The organism is Streptomyces sp. NPDC088817 (assembly GCF_044750345.1).
Classification (GTDB): Bacteria; Actinomycetota; Actinomycetes; order Streptomycetales; family Streptomycetaceae; genus Streptomyces.
Genome location: NZ_JBIVJN010000009.1, coordinates 181,847 through 200,447, shown reverse-complemented (window position 1 = coordinate 200,447; position 18,601 = coordinate 181,847). Strand labels below are relative to the sequence as shown.

Sequence of the window (18,601 nt, the reverse complement as noted above, 5' to 3'; positions counted from 1 at the left end):
CCGGCTCCCCGGCCCGGGACCGGCGCCGACGCGACCTGCGACCGGGTTCGGCGCGAGCACGACTCGCTCCCCGCGAGCGGGGGAAGATGAGACCGCGAGCGGACAGCGGACGCACGAGCGACGCGGAGGAGCGTGGGTGCCATGCAGCACGAGCGAGCGGGCAAGCCGGCCGGACCCGAGGACCTGATCGACGTCGCCCGGCTGGTGACGGCGTACTACACGCTGCACCCCGACCCGGCCGAGGCCGGACAGCGGGTCGCCTTCGGGACCTCCGGACACCGCGGATCGTCCCTGACCACGGCGTTCAACGAGGACCACATCGCCGCGACCAGCCAGGCCATCTGCGAGTACCGCGCCCGGCAGGGCACCGACGGCCCCCTCTTCCTGGGCGCGGACACCCACGCCCTGTCCGAACCCGCCCGGGTCACCGCGCTGGAGGTCTTCGCCGCCAACGACGTCGCCGTCCTCATCGACACGGCGGACGGCTACACCCCCACCCCCGCCGTCTCCCACGCGATCCTGACGCACAACCGCTCCCGCACCTCGGGCCTCGCCGACGGTGTCGTCGTGACCCCGTCGCACAACCCGCCCGGCGACGGCGGCTTCAAGTACAACCCGCCCAGCGGCGGCCCCGCGGGCTCGGAGGCGACCTCCTGGATCCAGGACCGGGCCAACGAGATCATCGCGGGCGGCCTGAAGGACGTACGGCGCCTCCCGTACACCCGCGCGCTCACCGCTCCCCGCACCGGCCGCTACGACTTCCTCGGCGCCTACGTCACCGATCTGCCGAGCGTGCTCGACCTCGACGCCGTCCGGGACGCCGGCGTGCGGATCGGGGCCGACCCGCTGGGCGGAGCCTCCGTCCGCTACTGGGGCCGCATCGCCGAGCAGCACCGGCTCGACCTGACCGTGGTCAACCCGCTCACCGACCCCACCTGGCGCTTCATGACGCTGGACTGGGACGGCAGGATCCGCATGGACTGCTCCTCGCCGTACGCGATGGCGTCGCTCATCGGGCAGCGCGACCGCTTCCGGATCGCCACGGGCAACGACGCCGACGCCGACCGGCACGGCATCGTCACCCCGGACGCCGGGCTGATGAACCCCAACCACTACCTCGCCGTCGCCATCTCCTACCTCTACGCCCACCGCACTCGCTGGCCCGCCGAGGCGGGTGTGGGCAAGACCCTGGTCTCCTCCGGCATGATCGACCGGGTCGCCGCCGACCTCGGCCGCCGGCTGGTCGAAGTGCCCGTGGGCTTCAAGTGGTTCGTGGACGGACTGATCGACTCCTCGCTGGGCTTCGGCGGCGAGGAGTCCGCCGGCGCGTCGTTCCTGCGCCGGGACGGCTCGGTGTGGACCACCGACAAGGACGGCATCGTCCTGGCCCTGCTCGCCTCCGAGATCACCGCCGTCACCGACCGGACCCCGTCCCAGCACTACGCGGAACTCACGGCCCGCTTCGGTGAACCCGCCTACGCCCGTGTCGACGCACCCGCCACCCGCGAGGAGAAGGCCCGCCTGGCGAAGCTGTCCCCGGCCCAGGTCACCGCCGACACGCTCGCCGGCGAACCCGTCACCGCCGTCCTCACCGAGGCGCCCGGCAACGGCGCGCCCATCGGAGGCATCAAGGTGACCACGGAGAACGCCTGGTTCGCGGCCCGCCCCTCGGGCACCGAGGACGTCTACAAGATCTACGCCGAGTCGTTCCGGGGCCCCGGCCACCTCTCCCAGGTCCAGGACGAGGCCGAACGCGTCGTCCACGCGGCACTCGGCGGGTGACGACGGCGCCACGACAGCGCCGGGAGCGCGGGAGAGAATCGGAATGAGTGGCCTGGCTCACATGGCATGGCGAGGACATGCCCGACACCATGGTCCTTTCACCGGCAGGCCGAAGGGATAGAGCATGTTCCGCAAGGTGCTGGTCGCCAACCGCGGCGAGATCGCGATCCGCGCGTTCCGCGCCGGCTACGAACTGGGCGCGCGAACCGTCGCCGTCTTCCCCCACGAGGACCGCAATTCGCTGCACCGGCTGAAAGCCGACGAGGCCTACCAGATCGGCCAGCCGGGCCACCCGGTCCGCGCGTACCTCTCCGTCGAGGAGATCGTCCGCGCGGCCCGCCGGGCGGGCGCCGACGCCGTCTACCCCGGCTACGGGTTCCTGTCCGAGAATCCCGAACTCGCCCGCGCCTGCCAGGAGTCGGGCATCACCTTCGTCGGCCCGGACGCCGCCACGCTGGAACTGACGGGGAACAAGGCCCGCGCGGTGGCGGCCGCCCGCGCGGCCGGCGTGCCCGTGCTCGGCTCCTGCGCGCCCTCCACCGACGTCGACGAACTCGTCCGCGCCGCCGAGGACATCGGCTTCCCCGTGTTCGTCAAGGCGGTCGCGGGCGGCGGCGGGCGCGGCATGCGCCGGGTGGAGGACCGCGCCGCGCTGCGCGAGTCCATCGAGGCGGCGTCCCGCGAGGCGGCGTCCGCGTTCGGTGACCCCACCGTCTTCCTGGAGAAGGCCGTCGTCGACCCGCGCCACATCGAGGTGCAGATCCTCGCCGACGGCCAGGGCGACGTCATCCACCTGTTCGAGCGCGACTGCTCGCTCCAGCGCCGCCACCAGAAGGTGATCGAGATCGCGCCCGCGCCGAACCTCGACCCGGCGCTGCGCGAGCGGATCTGCGCCGACGCGGTGCGCTTCGCCCGGGAGATCGGCTACCGCAACGCGGGCACCGTGGAGTTCCTGCTCGACCGCGAGGGCAACCACGTCTTCATCGAGATGAACCCGCGCATCCAGGTCGAGCACACGGTGACCGAGGAGGTCACCGACGTCGACCTGGTCCAGGCCCAGATCCGCATCGCCGCCGGTGAGACCCTGGCCGACCTCGGGCTCTCCCAGGACACCGTCACGCTGCGCGGCGCCGCCCTGCAGTGCCGCATCACCACCGAGGACCCGGCCAACGGCTTCCGTCCGGACACCGGACGCATCAGCGCCTACCGCTCCCCGGGCGGCTCCGGCATCCGCCTGGACGGCGGAACCACCCACGCCGGTACCGAGATCAGCGCGCACTTCGACTCGATGCTCGTCAAACTCACCTGCCGCGGACGGGACTTCAAGGCGGCGATCGGCCGGGCCCGGCGCGCCGTGGCCGAGTTCCGCATCCGTGGGGTCGCCACGAACATCCCGTTCCTCCAGGCCGTGCTCGACGACCCCGACTTCCAGGCCGGGCGGGTCACCACGTCGTTCATCGAGCAGCGCCCGCACCTGCTGACCGCGCGCTCCTCCGCCGACCGCGGCACCAAGCTGCTCACCTACCTCGCCGACGTCACCGTGAACAAGCCGCACGGGGAACGGCCCGAGGTGATCGACCCGGTCACCAAGCTGCCGGCGCTGCCCGCGGGCGAGCCGCCCGCCGGCTCCCGGCAGAAGCTCGTCGAACTCGGCCCCGACGGCTTCGCCCGCCTCCTGCGCGAGTCGCCGACCATCGGCGTCACCGACACCACCTTCCGCGACGCGCACCAGTCGCTGCTCGCCACCCGCGTGCGCACCAAGGACCTGCTCGCCGCCGCCCCGGTCGTGGCCCGCACCCTGCCCCAACTGCTGTCCCTGGAGTGCTGGGGCGGCGCCACCTACGACGTCGCCCTGCGCTTCCTCGCCGAGGACCCCTGGGAGCGCCTGGCCGCCCTGCGCGAGGCGGTGCCCAACATCTGCCTCCAGATGCTGCTGCGCGGCCGCAACACCGTGGGCTACACGCCGTACCCGACCGAGGTGACCGACGCCTTCGTCCAGGAGGCCGCCGCCACCGGCATCGACATCTTCCGTGTCTTCGACGCCCTCAACGACGTGGGCCAGATGCGGCCGGCCATCGACGCCGTACGCGAGACCGGGACGGCGGTCGCCGAGGTCGCCCTGTGCTACACCGGGGACCTGTCCGACCCCTCCGAGCGCCTCTACACCCTGGACTACTACCTGCGCCTGGCCGAGCAGATCGTGGCTGCCGGAGCGCACGTCCTCGCCGTGAAGGACATGGCCGGACTGCTGCGGGCGCCCGCCGCCGCGAGGCTCGTCTCCGCGCTGCGCCGCGAGTTCGATCTGCCGGTCCATCTGCACACCCACGACACCGCGGGCGGTCAGCTCGCCACCTATCTCGCCGCCGTCCAGGCCGGCGCCGACGCCGTGGACGGCGCGGTCGCCTCCATGGCAGGCACCACCTCCCAGCCGTCGCTGTCGGCGATCGTCGCCGCCACCGACCACTCCGACCGGCCCACCGGCCTCGACCTGAGGGCGGTCGGCGACCTGGAGCCGTACTGGGAGGGCGTCCGCAGGATCTACGCACCCTTCGAGGCGGGACTGGCCTCGCCGACCGGACGCGTCTACCACCACGAGATCCCCGGCGGTCAGCTGTCCAACCTGCGCACCCAGGCGGTCGCGCTGGGCCTCGGCGACCGCTTCGAGGACATCGAGGCGATGTACGCCGCCGCCGACCGCATCCTGGGCCGCCTGGTCAAGGTCACGCCCTCGTCCAAGGTGGTCGGCGACCTCGCCCTGCACCTGGTGGGTGCCGGTGTGGCGCCGGAGGACTTCGAACAGGAGCCGGACCGGTTCGACATCCCCGACTCCGTGATCGGCTTCCTGCGCGGTGAGCTGGGCACACCGCCCGGCGGCTGGCCGGAGCCGTTCCGCACCAAGGCGCTCAACGGCCGGGCCCAGGCCAAGCCCGTCACCGAGCTCACCGCCGAGGACCGCGCCGGACTGGAGAAGTCCCGCCGCTCCACGCTCAACCGGCTGCTGTTCCCCGGCCCGACCCGGGAGTTCGAGGCCCACCGCCAGGCCTACGGCGACACCAGCGTGCTGGACAGCAAGGACTTCTTCTACGGGCTGCGCCCCGCCGACGAGTACGCCGTCGATCTGGAGCCCGGTGTGCGGCTCCTCATCGAGCTCCAGGCCATCGGCGAGGCGGACGAACGCGGTATGCGCACCGTGATGTCCACGCTGAACGGCCAGCTCCGCCCGATCCAGGTGCGCGACGCCGCGGCGGCCTCCGACATTCCCGTGACCGAGAAGGCCGACCGGGCCAACCCCGGCCATGTGGCGGCACCGTTCGCCGGTGTGGTGACCCTCGCGGTCGACGAGGGCGACGAGGTGGCGGCCGGCTCGACGGTGGCCACCATCGAGGCGATGAAGATGGAGGCGGCCATCACCGCCCCCAGGTCCGGCCGGGTGACCAGGCTGGCCATCAACCACATCCAGCAGGTGGAGGGCGGAGACCTCCTCGTCGAGGTGAGCTGAGCCCGCCCCAGCACGGCGCACCACCGGCCCGGCGGGTGGTGCGCCGTCCGGTTGCCGTGGCCGGCCTGGTCTACGGGCCGACCGGTACCGGGCGTCTGCGCCGGAGAGTGTCCGTGTGGGTGTCCGCGGGGGACGTCTGGGCGAGGCGGGCGGGGCGGGGTGTGGTGCGCGGGTGGCTGCCGGTGCGGGTCAGCCAGGTCTGGTAGGCCGGGGACTGGTGGGCCGCCTCCCAGTAGGACTCCTCCAACTCGGTGTAGGCCAGGTCGAGTTCTGACTCGGTGCGGGCCGCGAGCAGGAGTCGTACGCCGATGGGGTCGCCCTGCAGGGGGCGGATGGCGAGCTCGGCGCGGGGACGTGCGGTGGGCTGGCTGACCGTCACCACCTCTCCGGTGGCGGCCAGGGAGTACGCGGTGAGGTAGTCGCCGTGCAGCATGTCGGCGTCGAGCCCCGCCTCGCGCAGCACGCGGCACAGGACGTCCCATTCGCCGTCGACCGTGGAGTCCACCATCCAGCGGTCGCCCGCGAGATCGGCGAGCCGCACCTCGGGCAGCGCGGCGGCCGGATGGTCGGCGGCGAGGGAGACGAACTGCGGTTCACGCTCGACCAGTACGCGCACACACAGCCCGGCCGGGATCCGCAGTGGGCTGCCCTCGACCTCGTGCACGAAGGCCATGTCCAGCCGCCCCGAGGCGACCAGGTGCAGCAGGCAGTTCGCCGACACGTCCATCTGGAGGGTGGGTTCGGTCCGCGGCACGCGCGTGCGCAGCCTGCGTAGCCAGCCCGGCAGGGCCCGGCTCGCCGTGGCGCCGATGCGCAGCCGTGTACCGCCGGCGGCCCGGGCCGCCGCCGCCCGTGCCTCGGTGACGAGGGAGGCGAGTTCGGCGACGAGGGGTCTGGCCCGGCTCAGTACCGCGTGTCCCAGTGGTGTGGGACGGCAGCCCGCACGGGTGCGCAGGAAGAGCTGACCGCCGAGCGCGTGCTCGATACGGCGTAGTTGGGTGCTCAACGAGGGTTGAGCCACGCCGAGTTGCCGAGCCGCCCGGTGCAGGCTGCCGTGGTCGGCGATGGCGCACAGCACACGCAGGTGCCTCACCTCGAGCTCCATGGGAGGGAGCGTAGGGGGGCGTGTGACGCCGCACCAGACGTTCAAATGCCAACGGAACCAGCGGAATCGTACGAGTCGGCCCCGATAGCCCCGCGCTATCCCCGGTTGCCATCATCCGCAGGCCCGTTGGTGTGCCGGAAACTCCTGCGTGACCGATCGTTCACCACCCCACACGAACGAGTAGGAGCCCCCCACATGAAGGCGTCCCGTACGTCCTCCACGTCCGCGAAGACCTCCCGGAGGCTGCTGGCCCTCGCGCTCGGCCTCGGCCTGGCCTCCGCCGCCCTGGGCACCGCGAGCCCGGCGAGCGCCGAGACCGCCGGCTCCGCGCCGTCCGCCTCCGCGGCCGCGTACGCCCGGTACGCCGGTTCCGCGGAGAGCGCCACCGACAACAAGGCGTTCTTCGACGCCGTGCTGAAGTCGGTCGCCGAGAAGCAGGCCGCCCACCCGGCCCTCCAGTCGGTGACGGTCTACTACAACGCGTCCCAGGCGCCGAGCTTCGCCTCGCAGATATCGAGCGCGGCCTCCATATGGAACAGCTCGGTGTCCAACGTCAAGCTCCAGGCGACCTCGGGCAGCGGCGACTTCGCGTACTACGAGGGCAACGACTCGCGGGGCTCCTACGCCTCCACGAACGGCCACGGCAAGGGCTACATCTTCCTCGACTACGCGCAGAACCGGCAGTACGACTCGATCCGCGTCACCGCCCACGAGACCGGCCACGTGCTGGGCCTGCCGGACCACTACAGCGGCCCGTGCAGCGAGCTGATGTCGGGCGGCGGCCCCGGCACGTCCTGCACCAACCGCTACCCCGACGCCAACGAGCGCGCCCGCGTCAACCAGCTGTGGGCCAACGGTCTCGCGAAGGCCCTGAAGGAGCTGGACAGGACCAACTGACGTCCCGCCCCCCACTGGTGCGGGCCGCCCACCCCACGGGGCGGCCCGCACCGCTGTGTTCAGGCCGGCGCGACGCGAGGACGGAGGACCTGTGATCATCCTGCTTGATGCAGGCGCAGGACCGTCCAGGAGTGTGTATCCATGCGTAGACGCCGCCGTGACCAGCCCCGAGACCCCTTGGAATCGCCAACCGGCCCGGATGCGATCGCGATCAGCATTCGGGAGATGGCCGCTCTCGTGGAACTCTTCGAGTACGCCCATGCTCAAATCGCCCGGTTAAGCTCCGCGGACGAGAGAACAACGGCCAACGCCAGCGGATCCGCGCTCATACCGGCCCTGTACGCACGAGCCGGACTGGCTGCAAGTCGACTCCGCGATGATCTCCCCCTGCTCGCCGGTGAGCTTCGTCTGCTCGAGGCCGCGGTCATCAACCTCGAATCATATGAAGGAACCGAGGTGATGCTGTGTACCGGCTACGAACTGCTGGACCGCTTGACGCGTCGCCGGAGAAACGTCCACCCCCTGCGCCTCGTGCACGGGATCCTGTCCTTCGTTCATGAGGCGCGGGGTGCCGTAGGAACCCCCAACTGACCGTCACGATCCCATCACAGAACCGACACGCGATCCGCTGTTTTCGGTCACCGGGCAGATGATGTTGTTTTCGGTCTCATCCTCATCACTTGTCCAAGGGGGATCATGCGCATCCGTGTCACCGCCGTCGCGGCCGCGGTCTTCGGTTGTCTCGCCCTGACCGGCTGCATCGGCGGCTCCGGCACCGCAGACCGCGACAGCACCGACAACGCCGAGCCCGCCGCCACCCAGGGCGACGCCGACTCGACGGGTTACATCACCGAACGGACCACCACCCCCTGGCCGTTCACGGTCGCCTCCGGCAACCTCGCCTGCGCCGACCAGGCCGTCACCTTCATCACCGCCGAAGGAACCTACGGTCTCAACAGCCGCGCCCGGCAGAAGCATCCGGGGCCCGACCCGATCTGGGCCGGCGACCCCAACAATCCCGGCAAGAACATCTCCCTGGACGCGGTCATCAGCCGCGGCCTGGAGCTCTGCAGGTAGTCCGGCCCCGCCTCCCGCTCCGGGCGCCCCACCCCTGGCGCCCGGGGCGGCGGGCCCGGGCTCGCCGGCCCCTGCCGTGCGGGCCGGCCGGACTCCGGACGGATCACCCCACGACGACCGTGGCCCCGGCCCGGGTGAGCGCGGTGCGCAGATCGGCCGGGCAGGGCTGGTCCGTGATGAGGGTGTCGAAGCCGTCGAGCTCGCACACGCGGTGGGCGGCCGTGCGGCCGAACTTGCTGGAGTCGGCCAGTACATAGCGGTGCGAGGCGTTGGCGAGCATGGCCCGCTTGGTGGCGACCTCGTCGAGATGGAAGTCGGTGAGCCCGTAGGGGGCTATCCCGCCGGAGCCGAGGAAGACGGCGTCCGCGCGCAGGTTGCCGAAGAACTCCACCGCCTGGGCGTTGGAGCAGGCGAGGTCGCCCGCCCTCAGCCGCCCGCCGCTGACCAGGACCTCCACGCGGGGCCGTGTGCTGACCTCCGCGGCCACGAGCAGGGACGGGGTGGCGATGACGCCGGCGTGGTCGGCGGGCAGTGCGCGGGCCACCTCCAGGGCCGTGGTGCCGACGTCGATGACGACGGTCTGGTTCGGCTCGATCAGCGCCGCCGCCGCCCGGCCGATGGTCTCCTTCTCCGCGGCGAGGCTGCCGCTGCGTTCGCTGAAGGGCGCCTCCTCGCCGACCGGTGCCTGGGTGCTGGTGGCGCCGCCGTGCACGCGGGACAGCTCGCCGCGGCGTTCGAGCAGGGCGAGGTCCCGGCGGACCGTTTCGTGGGAGACACCGAGCAGCGTGGTCAGGTCGTCGGTGGTGACGAACTTCAGCCGGACGATCTCGGCGACGATTCTTCGGTGGCGCTCGGCGGCGAGCACGTCCGACCTCCCTGGGTGATGACCGTTTCTGTGGATCTGTGACTGCATTCTACGGTCGGCCGGCGCCGGGCCGGACCAGCTTCCCCGTGCCGATACGGGGCGTCCTCGGTGCCGTGCACGGTGAACGACTCTTGACGGCAGACGGGCAAGGGTCCACACTTTCAGCAACGCGCGGTCAACAATCCACAGAAACGGTCACGTGGGCGGGTTGCCGAGACCGCTCCGGCCACGGCCCCGCGCACCATCGCGGGCCCCGCCGCCCCTCGGCGGACAGGCCCCGGCAGACCCCGCGCGGGGCGTCCCCGCACAGCCGACCGAGTTCGGTTGCTCACGTTCACTGGCTCTCGCACTCCACGGCGGGGCACTGTTAAACAGGGAAAAGAGTCATGGCACACGCAGAATCAGGTCCCCAGAGACCAGGAACAGGCGCCCCGGGCGCGGGTGAGCCCCAGCAGATGGCGCGGGAACTCGGCTGGTACGCCTCGTTCTCCGTGGCCTTCGGGTTCGTCTCCATCGCCACCGGCATCTTCACCACCTACGGCTCGGTGCTCGCGACCTCCGGCCCGCGGGGCATCTGGGCCTGGCCGATCTCCGTGATCGGCCAGCTCTCCATCGCCCTGGTCTTCGGCGCCCTCGCCGCGCGCATCCCGATCAGCGGCTACTCGTACCAATGGGTGTCACGGATCGTGGGCCCGGTATGGGGCTGGATCATGGGATGGATCTCGTTCGCCTTCCTGGGCGTGGTCCTGATCGCCGTCGACTACACGATCGCCTCCACCATCCTTCCGGAGCTGTTCCGCTACGTCGGCACCACGCAGAACGCCTGGGTGATCACCGCCGGCGTGGTACTGCTCCAGGCACTCCTCGTCGCCGCGTCCACCCGCACCACCCACCGGGTCAACAACGTCGCCGTGACCGTGCAGCTCGTCGGCATGATCGCGCTGACCGTGCTGCTGTTCGTGGTGGGCGCCTTCACCGGCAAGCTCGACTTCGGGCACCTCTTCGACACCGGGACCGTCCCCGCGAGCGGCTACTACGGCCTGGGCGGCGGCACCACGGCCGGACCGTTCGCCCTGGCGTTCCTGCTCGGCGCGTTCACCATCGTCGGCTTCGAGTCCGCGGCCAACCTGGCCGAGGAGACCAAGAACCCGGCCCGGGTCATCCCCAAGGCCATGGTCCAGGCCGTGCTCTCGCTCGGCGTGCTCGGGTTCCTGTTCCTGATCGCGGTCACCGCGGCGGCCGGCCGGATCGACGGTGTCGGCGCCTCGGCCACCCCCGTGGCCACCGTCATCACCGCCGTGCTCGGCTCGGTCGTCGGCAAGATCCTGCTGGTCCTGGTCGTCGTGTCGATCTTCTCCTGCGGGCTGGTGATCACCCTGAGCGGCACCCGCCTGGTCTACGCGATGTCCCGCGACGAGCGCTTCCCCGGCTGGCGGCTGCTCAAGCGCCTGGACCGGCGCACCGCCACGCCCCTGAACGCCTCGGTGTTCATGATGCTCATCGCGCAGATCATCCTCGCGGTCTTCTCCCGCTCCACCGACGCGCTGTTCCAGCTGTTCTCCGCCGGAACCCTGCTGCCCGCCCTCATCTACGCCGGAACCGTCGCGATGTACGCCATCAAGCGCCGCTCCCTGCCCGCCTCCCAGGGCTTCTCGCTGGGCCGCTGGGAAGTGCCGGTGCTGGTCGTCGCGGGCGTCTGGCTGGTGTACGAGCTGCTGATCTTCCGGGATGCTTCCTTCCGTGCCCCGTGGACCTACGTGCTCGTGCTGTTCGCGATCGGCGCCGTCTACTTCACCGGTCTGCTGATCCGGCGCGGACGGGACGGGCTGACCATGCCGGACATGGCCGACGTCGACCGCGCCCTGGACGCCGCCGACGGCACGTCCGCGGACGCCGCCACGGAAGGGAGCGCACGGTGACCGCGATCCTCGCCATCGACCAGGGCACCTCGGGCACGAAGGCCATCGTCGTCGACCCCGAGGAAGGCACCGTCGCCATCGCCGAGGAGACCGTCCGCCCCACCTACCTCGACGGCGGAGGGGTCGAGCAGAACCCGCACGAACTGCTCGACTCCGTCCTCAACGCCGGCCGCCGCGCGGTGAGCGCGGCCGGCCGCCCGATCGGCTGCGTGGCCCTCGCCAACCAGGGCGAGACGGTCCTGGCCTGGGACCCGGCCACCGGAACACCCCTGACCCAGGCGCTCGTGTGGCAGGACCGGCGCGCGGAAAGCGTCTGCGGCGAACTGGCCGAGCACGCCGAGAGCATCGCCCGGCGCACCGGCCTCGTCCTCGACCCGTACTTCTCCGCACCCAAGATGGCCTGGCTGCGGCGCAACCTCACCCGCGAGGGAGTGGTGACGACCACCGACACCTGGCTGGTCCACCACCTCACGGGGGAGTTCGTCACCGACGCCTCCACCGCCAGCCGCTCCCTCGTCCTGGACCTGGACACCGCCGACTGGGACGGGGAACTCCTGGACCTGTTCGGCCTCGGCGACGAGCGGCTGCCTCGCATCGCCGCCTGCGACGAGGTCGTCGGCACCACCCGGGCCTTCGGCCGGGAGGTGCCGGTGGCCGGTCTGATCGTCGACCAGCAGGCCGCTCTGGTCGCCGAACGCTGCCTGGAGCCGGGCACCGCGAAGTGCACGTACGGCACCGGCGCGTTCCTGCTGGCGAACACCGGCCTCGACCCGGTGCGCTCCAGCGCCGGACTGACCACCTCGGTGGCCTGGCGGGCGGCCGGCCGGACGCCGTACTGCGTGGACGGACAGGTCTACACCGTCGCCTCGGCGGTGCGCTGGCTCCAGGACCTCGGCCTCATCCAGTCCGCGACCGACCTGGACACCCTGGCGGCGGCCGACGCCGGGGGCGTGCTGTGCGTGCCCGCGTTCGCCGGCCTCGCCGCGCCCTGGTGGGCCCCGGAGGCCACCGCCTCCTTCACCGGCATGACCCTGGCCACCCGGCGCGAGCACCTCGTCCTCGCCCTGCTCCAGGGCATCGCCGCGCAGGTCGCCGAGCTGGGCACCCTGGTCGCCAAGGACCTCGGCCGGCCCCTGACGCGGCTGCGCGCGGACGGCGGACTGACCAACTCCGCCGTCCTCATGCAGGCCCAGGCCGACATCGCGCAGATGCCGGTCGACATCTACCCCCACGCCCACGCCACCCCCCTGGGGGCGGCCGCCCTGGCCCGCTGCGCCCTGGATCCGGCGCTCGGGCTCGAAGAAGCCGTCGGCGACTGGCAGCCGACCACCGTCTACGAACCCCGCTGGTCCGCCGACCGGGCCGAGGAGTTCCGTACCGCATGGGCGCGGGCCGCGACGGCCCGTGCCACCGAGGGAGACCCTTCATGACCGCCACCCCGCACCGCCCCCACGACGGCGTCTTCGACGTCGCGGTGATCGGCGGAGGCATCGTCGGCGCGGCGATCGCACGCGAACTGTCCGGCCACGACGTCCAGGTCGCGCTGCTCGACGCCCGCGACGACGTCGGCGACGCCACCAGCAAGGCGAACACCGCGATCCTGCACACCGGCTTCGACGCCAAGCCCGGCACACTCGAATCCCGCCTGGTCGCCCGTGGCTACCACCTGCTGAGCGCGTACGCCGAAGCCACCGGCATCCCCGTCGAACACACCGGTGCCGTCCTGGTGGCCTGGACCGACGAGGAACTCCAGGCACTGCCCGGCCTGAAGGAGAAGGCCGAGGCCAACGGCTACACGCACTGCCGGATCATCGACGCCGACGAGGTCCACGCACTGGTCCCCGACCTCGGTGAGGGAGCGCTGGGCGGGCTGACCGTGCCCGACGAGTCCATCATCTGCACCTGGACCACGAACCTCGCCCTGGCCACCGACGCCCGCCGGCGCGGCACCACGATCCTGCTCCAGCACGCCGTGACCGGCGTCGACGAGGGCGACGAGGTCACCACCCTGCACACGCCCGCCGGGGACGTACGGGCCCGCTGGGTGGTGAACGCCGCCGGTCTCGGCGCCGACCACATCGACCGCCTCTTCGGCCACGACCGCTTCACCGTCACCCCGCGCCGCGGCGAGCTGTTCGTCTTCGACAAGCTCGCCCGCCCCATGGTGAACAAGATCGTCCTCCCGGTGCCCACCTCACGCGGCAAGGGCGTGCTGATCTCCCCGACCATCTACGGCAACGTCATGCTCGGCCCCACCGCCGAGGACCTCACCGACCGCACCGACACCGCCACCTCCGAGGACGGCTTCGAGTTCCTGCTCACCAAGGGCGAGCGCCTCATGCCGCGCCTGCTGGCCGAGGAGGTCACCGCCAGCTACGCCGGGCTGCGCGCCGCCATCGACCACCCCGACTACCTCATCGAAGCCACCCCCGGGCAGCGCTACCTTCTCGTCGGCGGGATCCGCTCCACCGGCCTGACCGCCGGCATCGCCATCGCCGAACACGCCCGCACCCTGCTGGAGGAGGCCGGCCTGGACCTGCGCCCGCGCGCCGAACTGCCCGAGCCACCGCGGATGCCCAACATCGGCGAGGCCGGTACGCGCCCCTACCAGGACGCCGACCTCATCGCCCGCGATCCCGCCTACGGCACCGTCGTCTGCTTCTGCGAACGGGTCACCGAGGGCGAGATCCGCGACGCCTGCCATGCCGCCGTCCCCGCCCGCAACCTGGAGGGACTGCGCCGCCGCACCCGTGCGATGAACGGCCGCTGCCAGGGCTTCTTCTGCGGCGCGGCCGTCGCCGCCCTGCGCGAGAAGCACCACACCCACGACGGCTGCCGCAGCCAGCACAAGGACAACCGATGACCCACCAGCCGCCCCTGACCACGCCCGACGTCCTCATCATCGGCGGCGGACCCGCGGGCCTGACCGCGGCGGCCGAGCTGGCCGGCCGTCGGGCCGGCCGCGTGCTCGTCGTCGACCGGGAGCAGGACGCCGGGGGCATCCCCCGGCACAGCGACCACACCGGCTACGGCCTGCGCGACCTGCGCCGCGTGATGACCGGCCCCGCCTACGCCCGCCACCTCGTGCGGCAGGCCACCGCGGCCGGCGCGGAGATCCGCACCCGCACCATGGTCACCGGCTGGGCCGACGAGCACACCGTCGACGTCACCAGCCCCGACGGCCGCTACCGGATCCGGCCGCGCGCCATCGTGCTGGCCACCGGCGCCCGCGAACGGCCGCGCACCGCACGCCGCATCCCCGGCGACCGTCCCCACGGCGTCTACACCACGGGCCAGTTGCAGAACCTCGTCCACCTGCACCACCAGCCCGTCGGCAAGCGGGCCGTCATCGTCGGCGGCGAACTCGTCAGCTGGTCCGCGGCCGTCACCCTGCGCGAGGCCGGCTGCACCCCCGCCCTCATGGTCAGCCAGTACCCGAAGGCGGAGTCCTACGCCGCCTTCAACGCGGCCGGACGCACCGTGCTGCGCGTCCCCGTCGCCACCCGCACCCGTGTCACCCGCGTCATCGGCAAGGGACGCTGCCAGGCCGTGGAGATCGAGAACCTCGACACCGGCCGGCGCCGTACCGTCGCCTGCGACACCGTCGTCTTCACCGGCGACTGGATCCCCGACCACGAACTCGCCCGCTCCGCCGGCATCACCCTCGACGAGGGCACCCTGGGCCCGCTCACCGACACCGCGCTGCGCACCAGCCGCCCCGGCGTGTTCGCCGCGGGCAATCTGCTGCACCCCGTCGACACCGCCGACGTCGCCGCCCTCGACGGCAGGCACGTCGCCCGGCAGGTCGTCCACCACCTCAGCGGCGAGGACCGGCCGGCCGAGGGCGTCCGCCTGATCGCCGACGCCCCGTTCCGCTGGGTCGCCCCGCAGATCCTGCGGCCGGGCGACCCCGCACCGGCCCGGGGGCGCCTGCTGCTGTGGACCGACGAGTTCGTCCGCCTCCCCAAGGTGACCGTCCGCCAGGACGGACGCACCCTCGCCCGCCGCACCCTGGCCTGGCCGGCCGCCCCCGGCCGCGTCTTCCGGGTCCCGGCCGGCCTGCTCGACGGCGTCTCGCCCACCGGCGGCCCCGTCCACATCGGACTGGGCTGATCCCGTCAGAGCCGATCGCGGGCACCGCGGTGCCCGTGTGGGGAATGTCGCTCTCTCCCGGGTGAACCGTTTGCTGCCGACAAGAGTGAGCAAGCGGTCCCATGGACGTCCGCGCGCCCAGGGCGTCCGGGAGGGAGGAGACCCAGATGGTGGACAAGGAGGACGGCGCCGCCCCGGCGGACGCCGATCCCGAGGCCCTCAAACGCCACCGGACGCTGTTCAGGGCCGTCAGACGGCGCCGGAACCCTCCACTGCGGCGCACGGACATCACCGTCACCGACGAGGCGGCCGTGCAACGGGCGGTGAAGGCCGCCTCGCTCGGCAACGCCATGGAGTGGTTCGACTTCGGCATCTACAGCTACCTGGCCGTCACCATCGGGCACGTGTTCTTCCCGTCCGGGAACGGCACCGTCCAACTGCTGTCGTCGTTCGCGACCTTCGCGGTGTCCTTCCTGGTGCGTCCCCTGGGCGGCATGGTCTTCGGCCCCATGGGGGACAGGATCGGCCGCAAGAAGGTCCTCGCTCTGACCATGATCATGATGGCGATCGGCACGTTCGCCATCGGCCTGATCCCCTCCTATGCCTCGATCGGCTTCTGGGCCCCCTTCCTGCTGATCCTCTTCCGGCTGGTGCAGGGCTTCTCCACGGGCGGTGAGTACGGAGGCGCGTCCACCTTCATCGCCGAGTACGCGCCCGACCGGCGGCGAGGCTTCTTCGGCAGCTTCCTCGAACTCGGCACGCTGGCCGGCTACGTCGGCGCGGCCGGCCTGGTGACACTCCTGACCGCGCTGCTCGGCAACTCCGGCATGGACTCCTGGGGATGGCGCGTACCGTTCCTCGTGGCCGGTCCGATCGGACTGATCGGCCTGTACCTCCGGCTGCGGCTGGACGAGACGCCCGCGTTCCGGAAGCTGGAGGACGACTCCGTGCACCGGGCGTCCGAGGCGGCCTCCACGGTGGAGGCGACCGCCAGGGGAGACCTGGCGAAGATCTTCCGGAACCACTGGCCGACCCTCGTCCTGTGCGTCTGCCTCGTCGGCGCGTACAGCATCACCGACTACATGCTGCTCTCGTACATGCCCACCTACCTCTCGGACCGGATGGGGTATTCCGAGACGCACGGCCTGCTGATCCTGATCGCCACCATGGTGGTGCTGATGCTGCTGATCAACCAGGTCGGCAAGCTGTCCGACCGGCTCGGCCGGAAACCGCTCCTGATGACCGGCATGCTCGGCTTCCTGCTCCTCTCCGTCCCGGCCTTCCTGCTGGTCGAGCAGGGCAGCCTGGCCGCGGTGTCCGCGGGGATGCTGATGCTGGGGCTGTCGCTGGTGTGCCTGCTCGGGACGATGTCCGCGGCGCTGCCCGCCCTGTTCCCCACCCAGGTCCGCTACGGCTCGCTGTCCATCGGCTACAACCTCTCCGCCTCCCTCTTCGGCGGGACGACCCCCCTGGTGATCACCGCCCTTATCTCGGTCACCGGCAGCGACCTGATGCCCGCCTACTACTCCATGGCCGCGGCTCTCGTCGGAGTGATCTCGGTGGCCTGCATGAAGGAGACGGCACGCCGGCCCCTGGAGGGCTCCCCGCCGGCCGTCGCGACCCCGGAGGAGGCCGCGGAGCTGGTGGAGGGCCAGGCCCCGCTGCCCAGGTTCTGACCGGCTCGGCGCGAGAGCGCGGGCGGGCAGCGGGACCCGGCCCGGCGGGGCCGGGTCCCTCCGCGTACGATCAGCGGGCCCGTCCCGTCCGCAAGGAGCGCCCAGCCCGTGACCTCCGTCGTCGCGCCGTCCACGGGTGTCGCCCTGCCCGCCCCGCGGCGGCTGACCCGCACCGAGGACGGGCTGCGGCTGCCCGCGCTGCTGTGGCAGGCCGGGCCGGGATGGCGGATGGTCAGCAACGCCGTGCTCGGCGGCGGCATCGGAGAGCGCCACTGGGTCCTCAACGCGCAGGTGGCCCATGGCTACCGGCGCACCGACCCCGAACGCCACCTCGCCGAACTGGCCGAGGCGGCCTGCCTTGACGGCGCGGGAGTGGGCCTGATGACCGCCGCCGACGTCACGGCCCACGGCAGCGCGGAGGACGGCGGGGCCACCGCGGTCGCCACCGCCGGTGTCCGGGTGCGCGGATGGGCCGCCTCCCCGGAACCGGGGACGGACGGTTGTGGCACGCCCGGCACCATCAACATCGTCGCCGCGCTCCCGGTCGCCCTGTCGGACGCCGCACTGGTCAACGCCGTGGTCACCGCGACCGAGGCCAAGGTGCAGGCGCTGCTGGAGACGGGCCACGACTGCTCCGGCACCCCCACCGACGCCGTGTGCGTCGCCGCCCGTACCCCGAGCGACGGCGAAGAACTCCACACCTTCGCCGGACCACGCTCACTGTGGGGCGCCCGCCTGGCACGCGCCGTCCACGGAGCGGTGCGCGCGGCCCTCCCCGTTCCCGGGGAGTGAGGAACGCCCGCCAGGAGGCGCGCTCTCCAACCGGATGGCCGGACGGCACACTGGGCCGATGAGTCCTGATCGCCGTGCGATTGGGTGTCTCTCGTGTATGTCCCTGCGCTCACTGACCAAGATCAGTCGCAGGTCGGACCCATTAGGGTCGGTGGCATGACGCCAACCCTTGCCGGTAGTGCCTTCGACTCGCTTTGTCTCGACGCCGTGCCCGACCAGGAGGCGCTGCGCCAGGCCTACGAACTTCCCAGCGACGCGGCCGTACGCAAGCAGATGACCGAACTCACCGAGCAGACGCGGCGGTTGATCGGCTGCTCTTCGCTGGTCCTGGTCGCCAGCGCGGACGCCGAGGGCAACTGTGACGTTTCCCCGCGGGGCGGCCCCGCCGGGTTCGTCGCCGTCCTGGACGCACGGACGGTGGCGATACCGGACGCGACCGGCAACAAGCGTCTGGACACCCTGCAGAACGTCATCGCCACCGGACGGGCCGGGCTGCTGTTCGTCGTCCCGGGGCGCACCACGACGCTCAGGGTGAACGGACGGGCCTGCGTCTCCACCCGCCCGGAGCTGCTGTCGCAGCTGACCGCCGTGGGCAAGCCGCCGGCCAGTGCGCTGGTGCTGGGGATCGAGGAGGTCTACCCGCACTGCCCCAAGTCGCTTCTGCGCAGCGGGGCCTGGAAGCCGGAGCAGTGGCTGCCGGCGGACGCCCAGCCGACCTCGGCCGAGGTGACGCTGGCCCAACTGCGGATGCCGGAGCTGACGATCGCCGACATCGAGCAGGCGGAGGCGGACTCACTGAAGTACCGGTACGAGTAACGGGCGGACCCGAAAGGGCGGGGTGCGTCGGCGGGTGTCAGGTCCGGGCGAGTCCGGTGCCGGCGCGCCGGATGGCGCCGG

14 protein-coding genes are annotated in these 18,601 nt (G+C 72.0%); 12 read left to right on the top strand and 2 right to left on the bottom strand.

Translation table 11 applies throughout. The features are described 5' to 3' along the window. Positions 1-141: 141 nt before the first annotated feature. Positions 142-1,782 (top strand): phosphoglucomutase (alpha-D-glucose-1,6-bisphosphate-dependent), encoded by a 1,641-nt coding sequence (gene pgm / locus ACIP4X_RS19175; RefSeq protein ID WP_358732346.1) that lies wholly within the window; start codon positions 142-144, stop codon positions 1,780-1,782. Positions 1,783-1,906: 124 nt separating this feature from the next. Continuing rightward, positions 1,907-5,281, top strand: coding sequence for a pyruvate carboxylase (locus tag ACIP4X_RS19170; protein ID WP_358732344.1), 3,375 nt, complete (start codon positions 1,907-1,909; stop codon positions 5,279-5,281). A gap of 70 nt (positions 5,282-5,351) precedes the next feature. Here the strand turns inward: ACIP4X_RS19170 and ACIP4X_RS19165 are convergent, their stop codons facing one another. Continuing rightward, positions 5,352-6,386, bottom strand: coding sequence for a LysR substrate-binding domain-containing protein (locus ACIP4X_RS19165; protein ID WP_391455412.1), 1,035 nt, complete (start codon positions 6,384-6,386; stop codon positions 5,352-5,354). 195 nt (positions 6,387-6,581) lie between these two features. On the opposite strand from ACIP4X_RS19165, the gene snpA reads away from it, so the two are divergent. The 3 genes from snpA (at position 6,582) to ACIP4X_RS19150 (ending at position 8,360) form a co-directional block, all read left to right on the top strand. After that, positions 6,582-7,283, top strand: coding sequence for a snapalysin (gene snpA / locus ACIP4X_RS19160; RefSeq protein ID WP_358732342.1), 702 nt, complete (start codon positions 6,582-6,584; stop codon positions 7,281-7,283). A gap of 225 nt (positions 7,284-7,508) precedes the next feature. Next, on the top strand, positions 7,509-7,874 hold the full coding sequence (locus ACIP4X_RS19155) for a hypothetical protein (RefSeq protein ID WP_358732340.1): 366 nt from the start codon (positions 7,509-7,511) through the stop codon (positions 7,872-7,874). Between the two features lie 105 nt (positions 7,875-7,979). Further along, the gene (locus ACIP4X_RS19150; protein WP_358732338.1) at positions 7,980-8,360 is read left to right on the top strand and encodes a DUF2511 domain-containing protein; all 381 of its coding nucleotides are present in this window, start codon (positions 7,980-7,982) and stop codon (positions 8,358-8,360) included. 103 nt (positions 8,361-8,463) lie between these two features. Here ACIP4X_RS19150 and ACIP4X_RS19145 read toward each other — a convergent pair whose 3' ends face one another. Beyond that, positions 8,464-9,225: a DeoR/GlpR family DNA-binding transcription regulator gene (locus ACIP4X_RS19145; protein WP_358732336.1), complete on the bottom strand. Its 762-nt coding sequence runs from the start codon at positions 9,223-9,225 to the stop codon at positions 8,464-8,466. Between the two features lie 386 nt (positions 9,226-9,611). On the opposite strand from ACIP4X_RS19145, the gene ACIP4X_RS19140 reads away from it, so the two are divergent. From ACIP4X_RS19140 to ACIP4X_RS19110, 7 genes are all read left to right on the top strand, one after another. Continuing rightward, positions 9,612-11,144 carry an amino acid permease gene (locus tag ACIP4X_RS19140; protein ID WP_391455416.1) on the top strand — a complete coding sequence of 511 codons (1,533 nt, stop codon included), beginning with the start codon at positions 9,612-9,614 and terminating at the stop codon, positions 11,142-11,144. Beyond that, positions 11,141-12,574: an FGGY family carbohydrate kinase gene (locus ACIP4X_RS19135; protein WP_391455418.1), complete on the top strand. Its 1,434-nt coding sequence runs from the start codon at positions 11,141-11,143 to the stop codon at positions 12,572-12,574. Before ACIP4X_RS19140 ends, ACIP4X_RS19135 begins: the two co-directional genes overlap by 4 nt. Next, positions 12,571-14,007, top strand: coding sequence for an NAD(P)/FAD-dependent oxidoreductase (locus tag ACIP4X_RS19130; RefSeq protein ID WP_358732331.1), 1,437 nt, complete (start codon positions 12,571-12,573; stop codon positions 14,005-14,007). Before ACIP4X_RS19135 ends, ACIP4X_RS19130 begins: the two co-directional genes overlap by 4 nt. Continuing rightward, a complete protein-coding gene (locus tag ACIP4X_RS19125; protein WP_358732329.1) occupies positions 14,004-15,257 on the top strand; it encodes an FAD-dependent oxidoreductase in 1,254 nt (417 codons plus the stop codon). Before ACIP4X_RS19130 ends, ACIP4X_RS19125 begins: the two co-directional genes overlap by 4 nt. A 146-nt stretch (positions 15,258-15,403) precedes the next feature. Then, complete coding sequence (gene proP / locus ACIP4X_RS19120) at positions 15,404-16,912, top strand: glycine betaine/L-proline transporter ProP (RefSeq protein WP_401349540.1); 1,509 nt, start codon at positions 15,404-15,406, stop codon at positions 16,910-16,912. 108 nt (positions 16,913-17,020) lie between these two features. Continuing rightward, the gene (locus tag ACIP4X_RS19115) at positions 17,021-17,704 is read left to right on the top strand and encodes an adenosylcobinamide amidohydrolase (RefSeq protein ID WP_391455543.1); all 684 of its coding nucleotides are present in this window, start codon (positions 17,021-17,023) and stop codon (positions 17,702-17,704) included. Between the two features lie 156 nt (positions 17,705-17,860). Next, positions 17,861-18,520 carry an MSMEG_1061 family FMN-dependent PPOX-type flavoprotein gene (locus ACIP4X_RS19110; RefSeq protein ID WP_401349537.1) on the top strand — a complete coding sequence of 220 codons (660 nt, stop codon included), beginning with the start codon at positions 17,861-17,863 and terminating at the stop codon, positions 18,518-18,520. Positions 18,521-18,601: the final 81 nt, after the last annotated feature.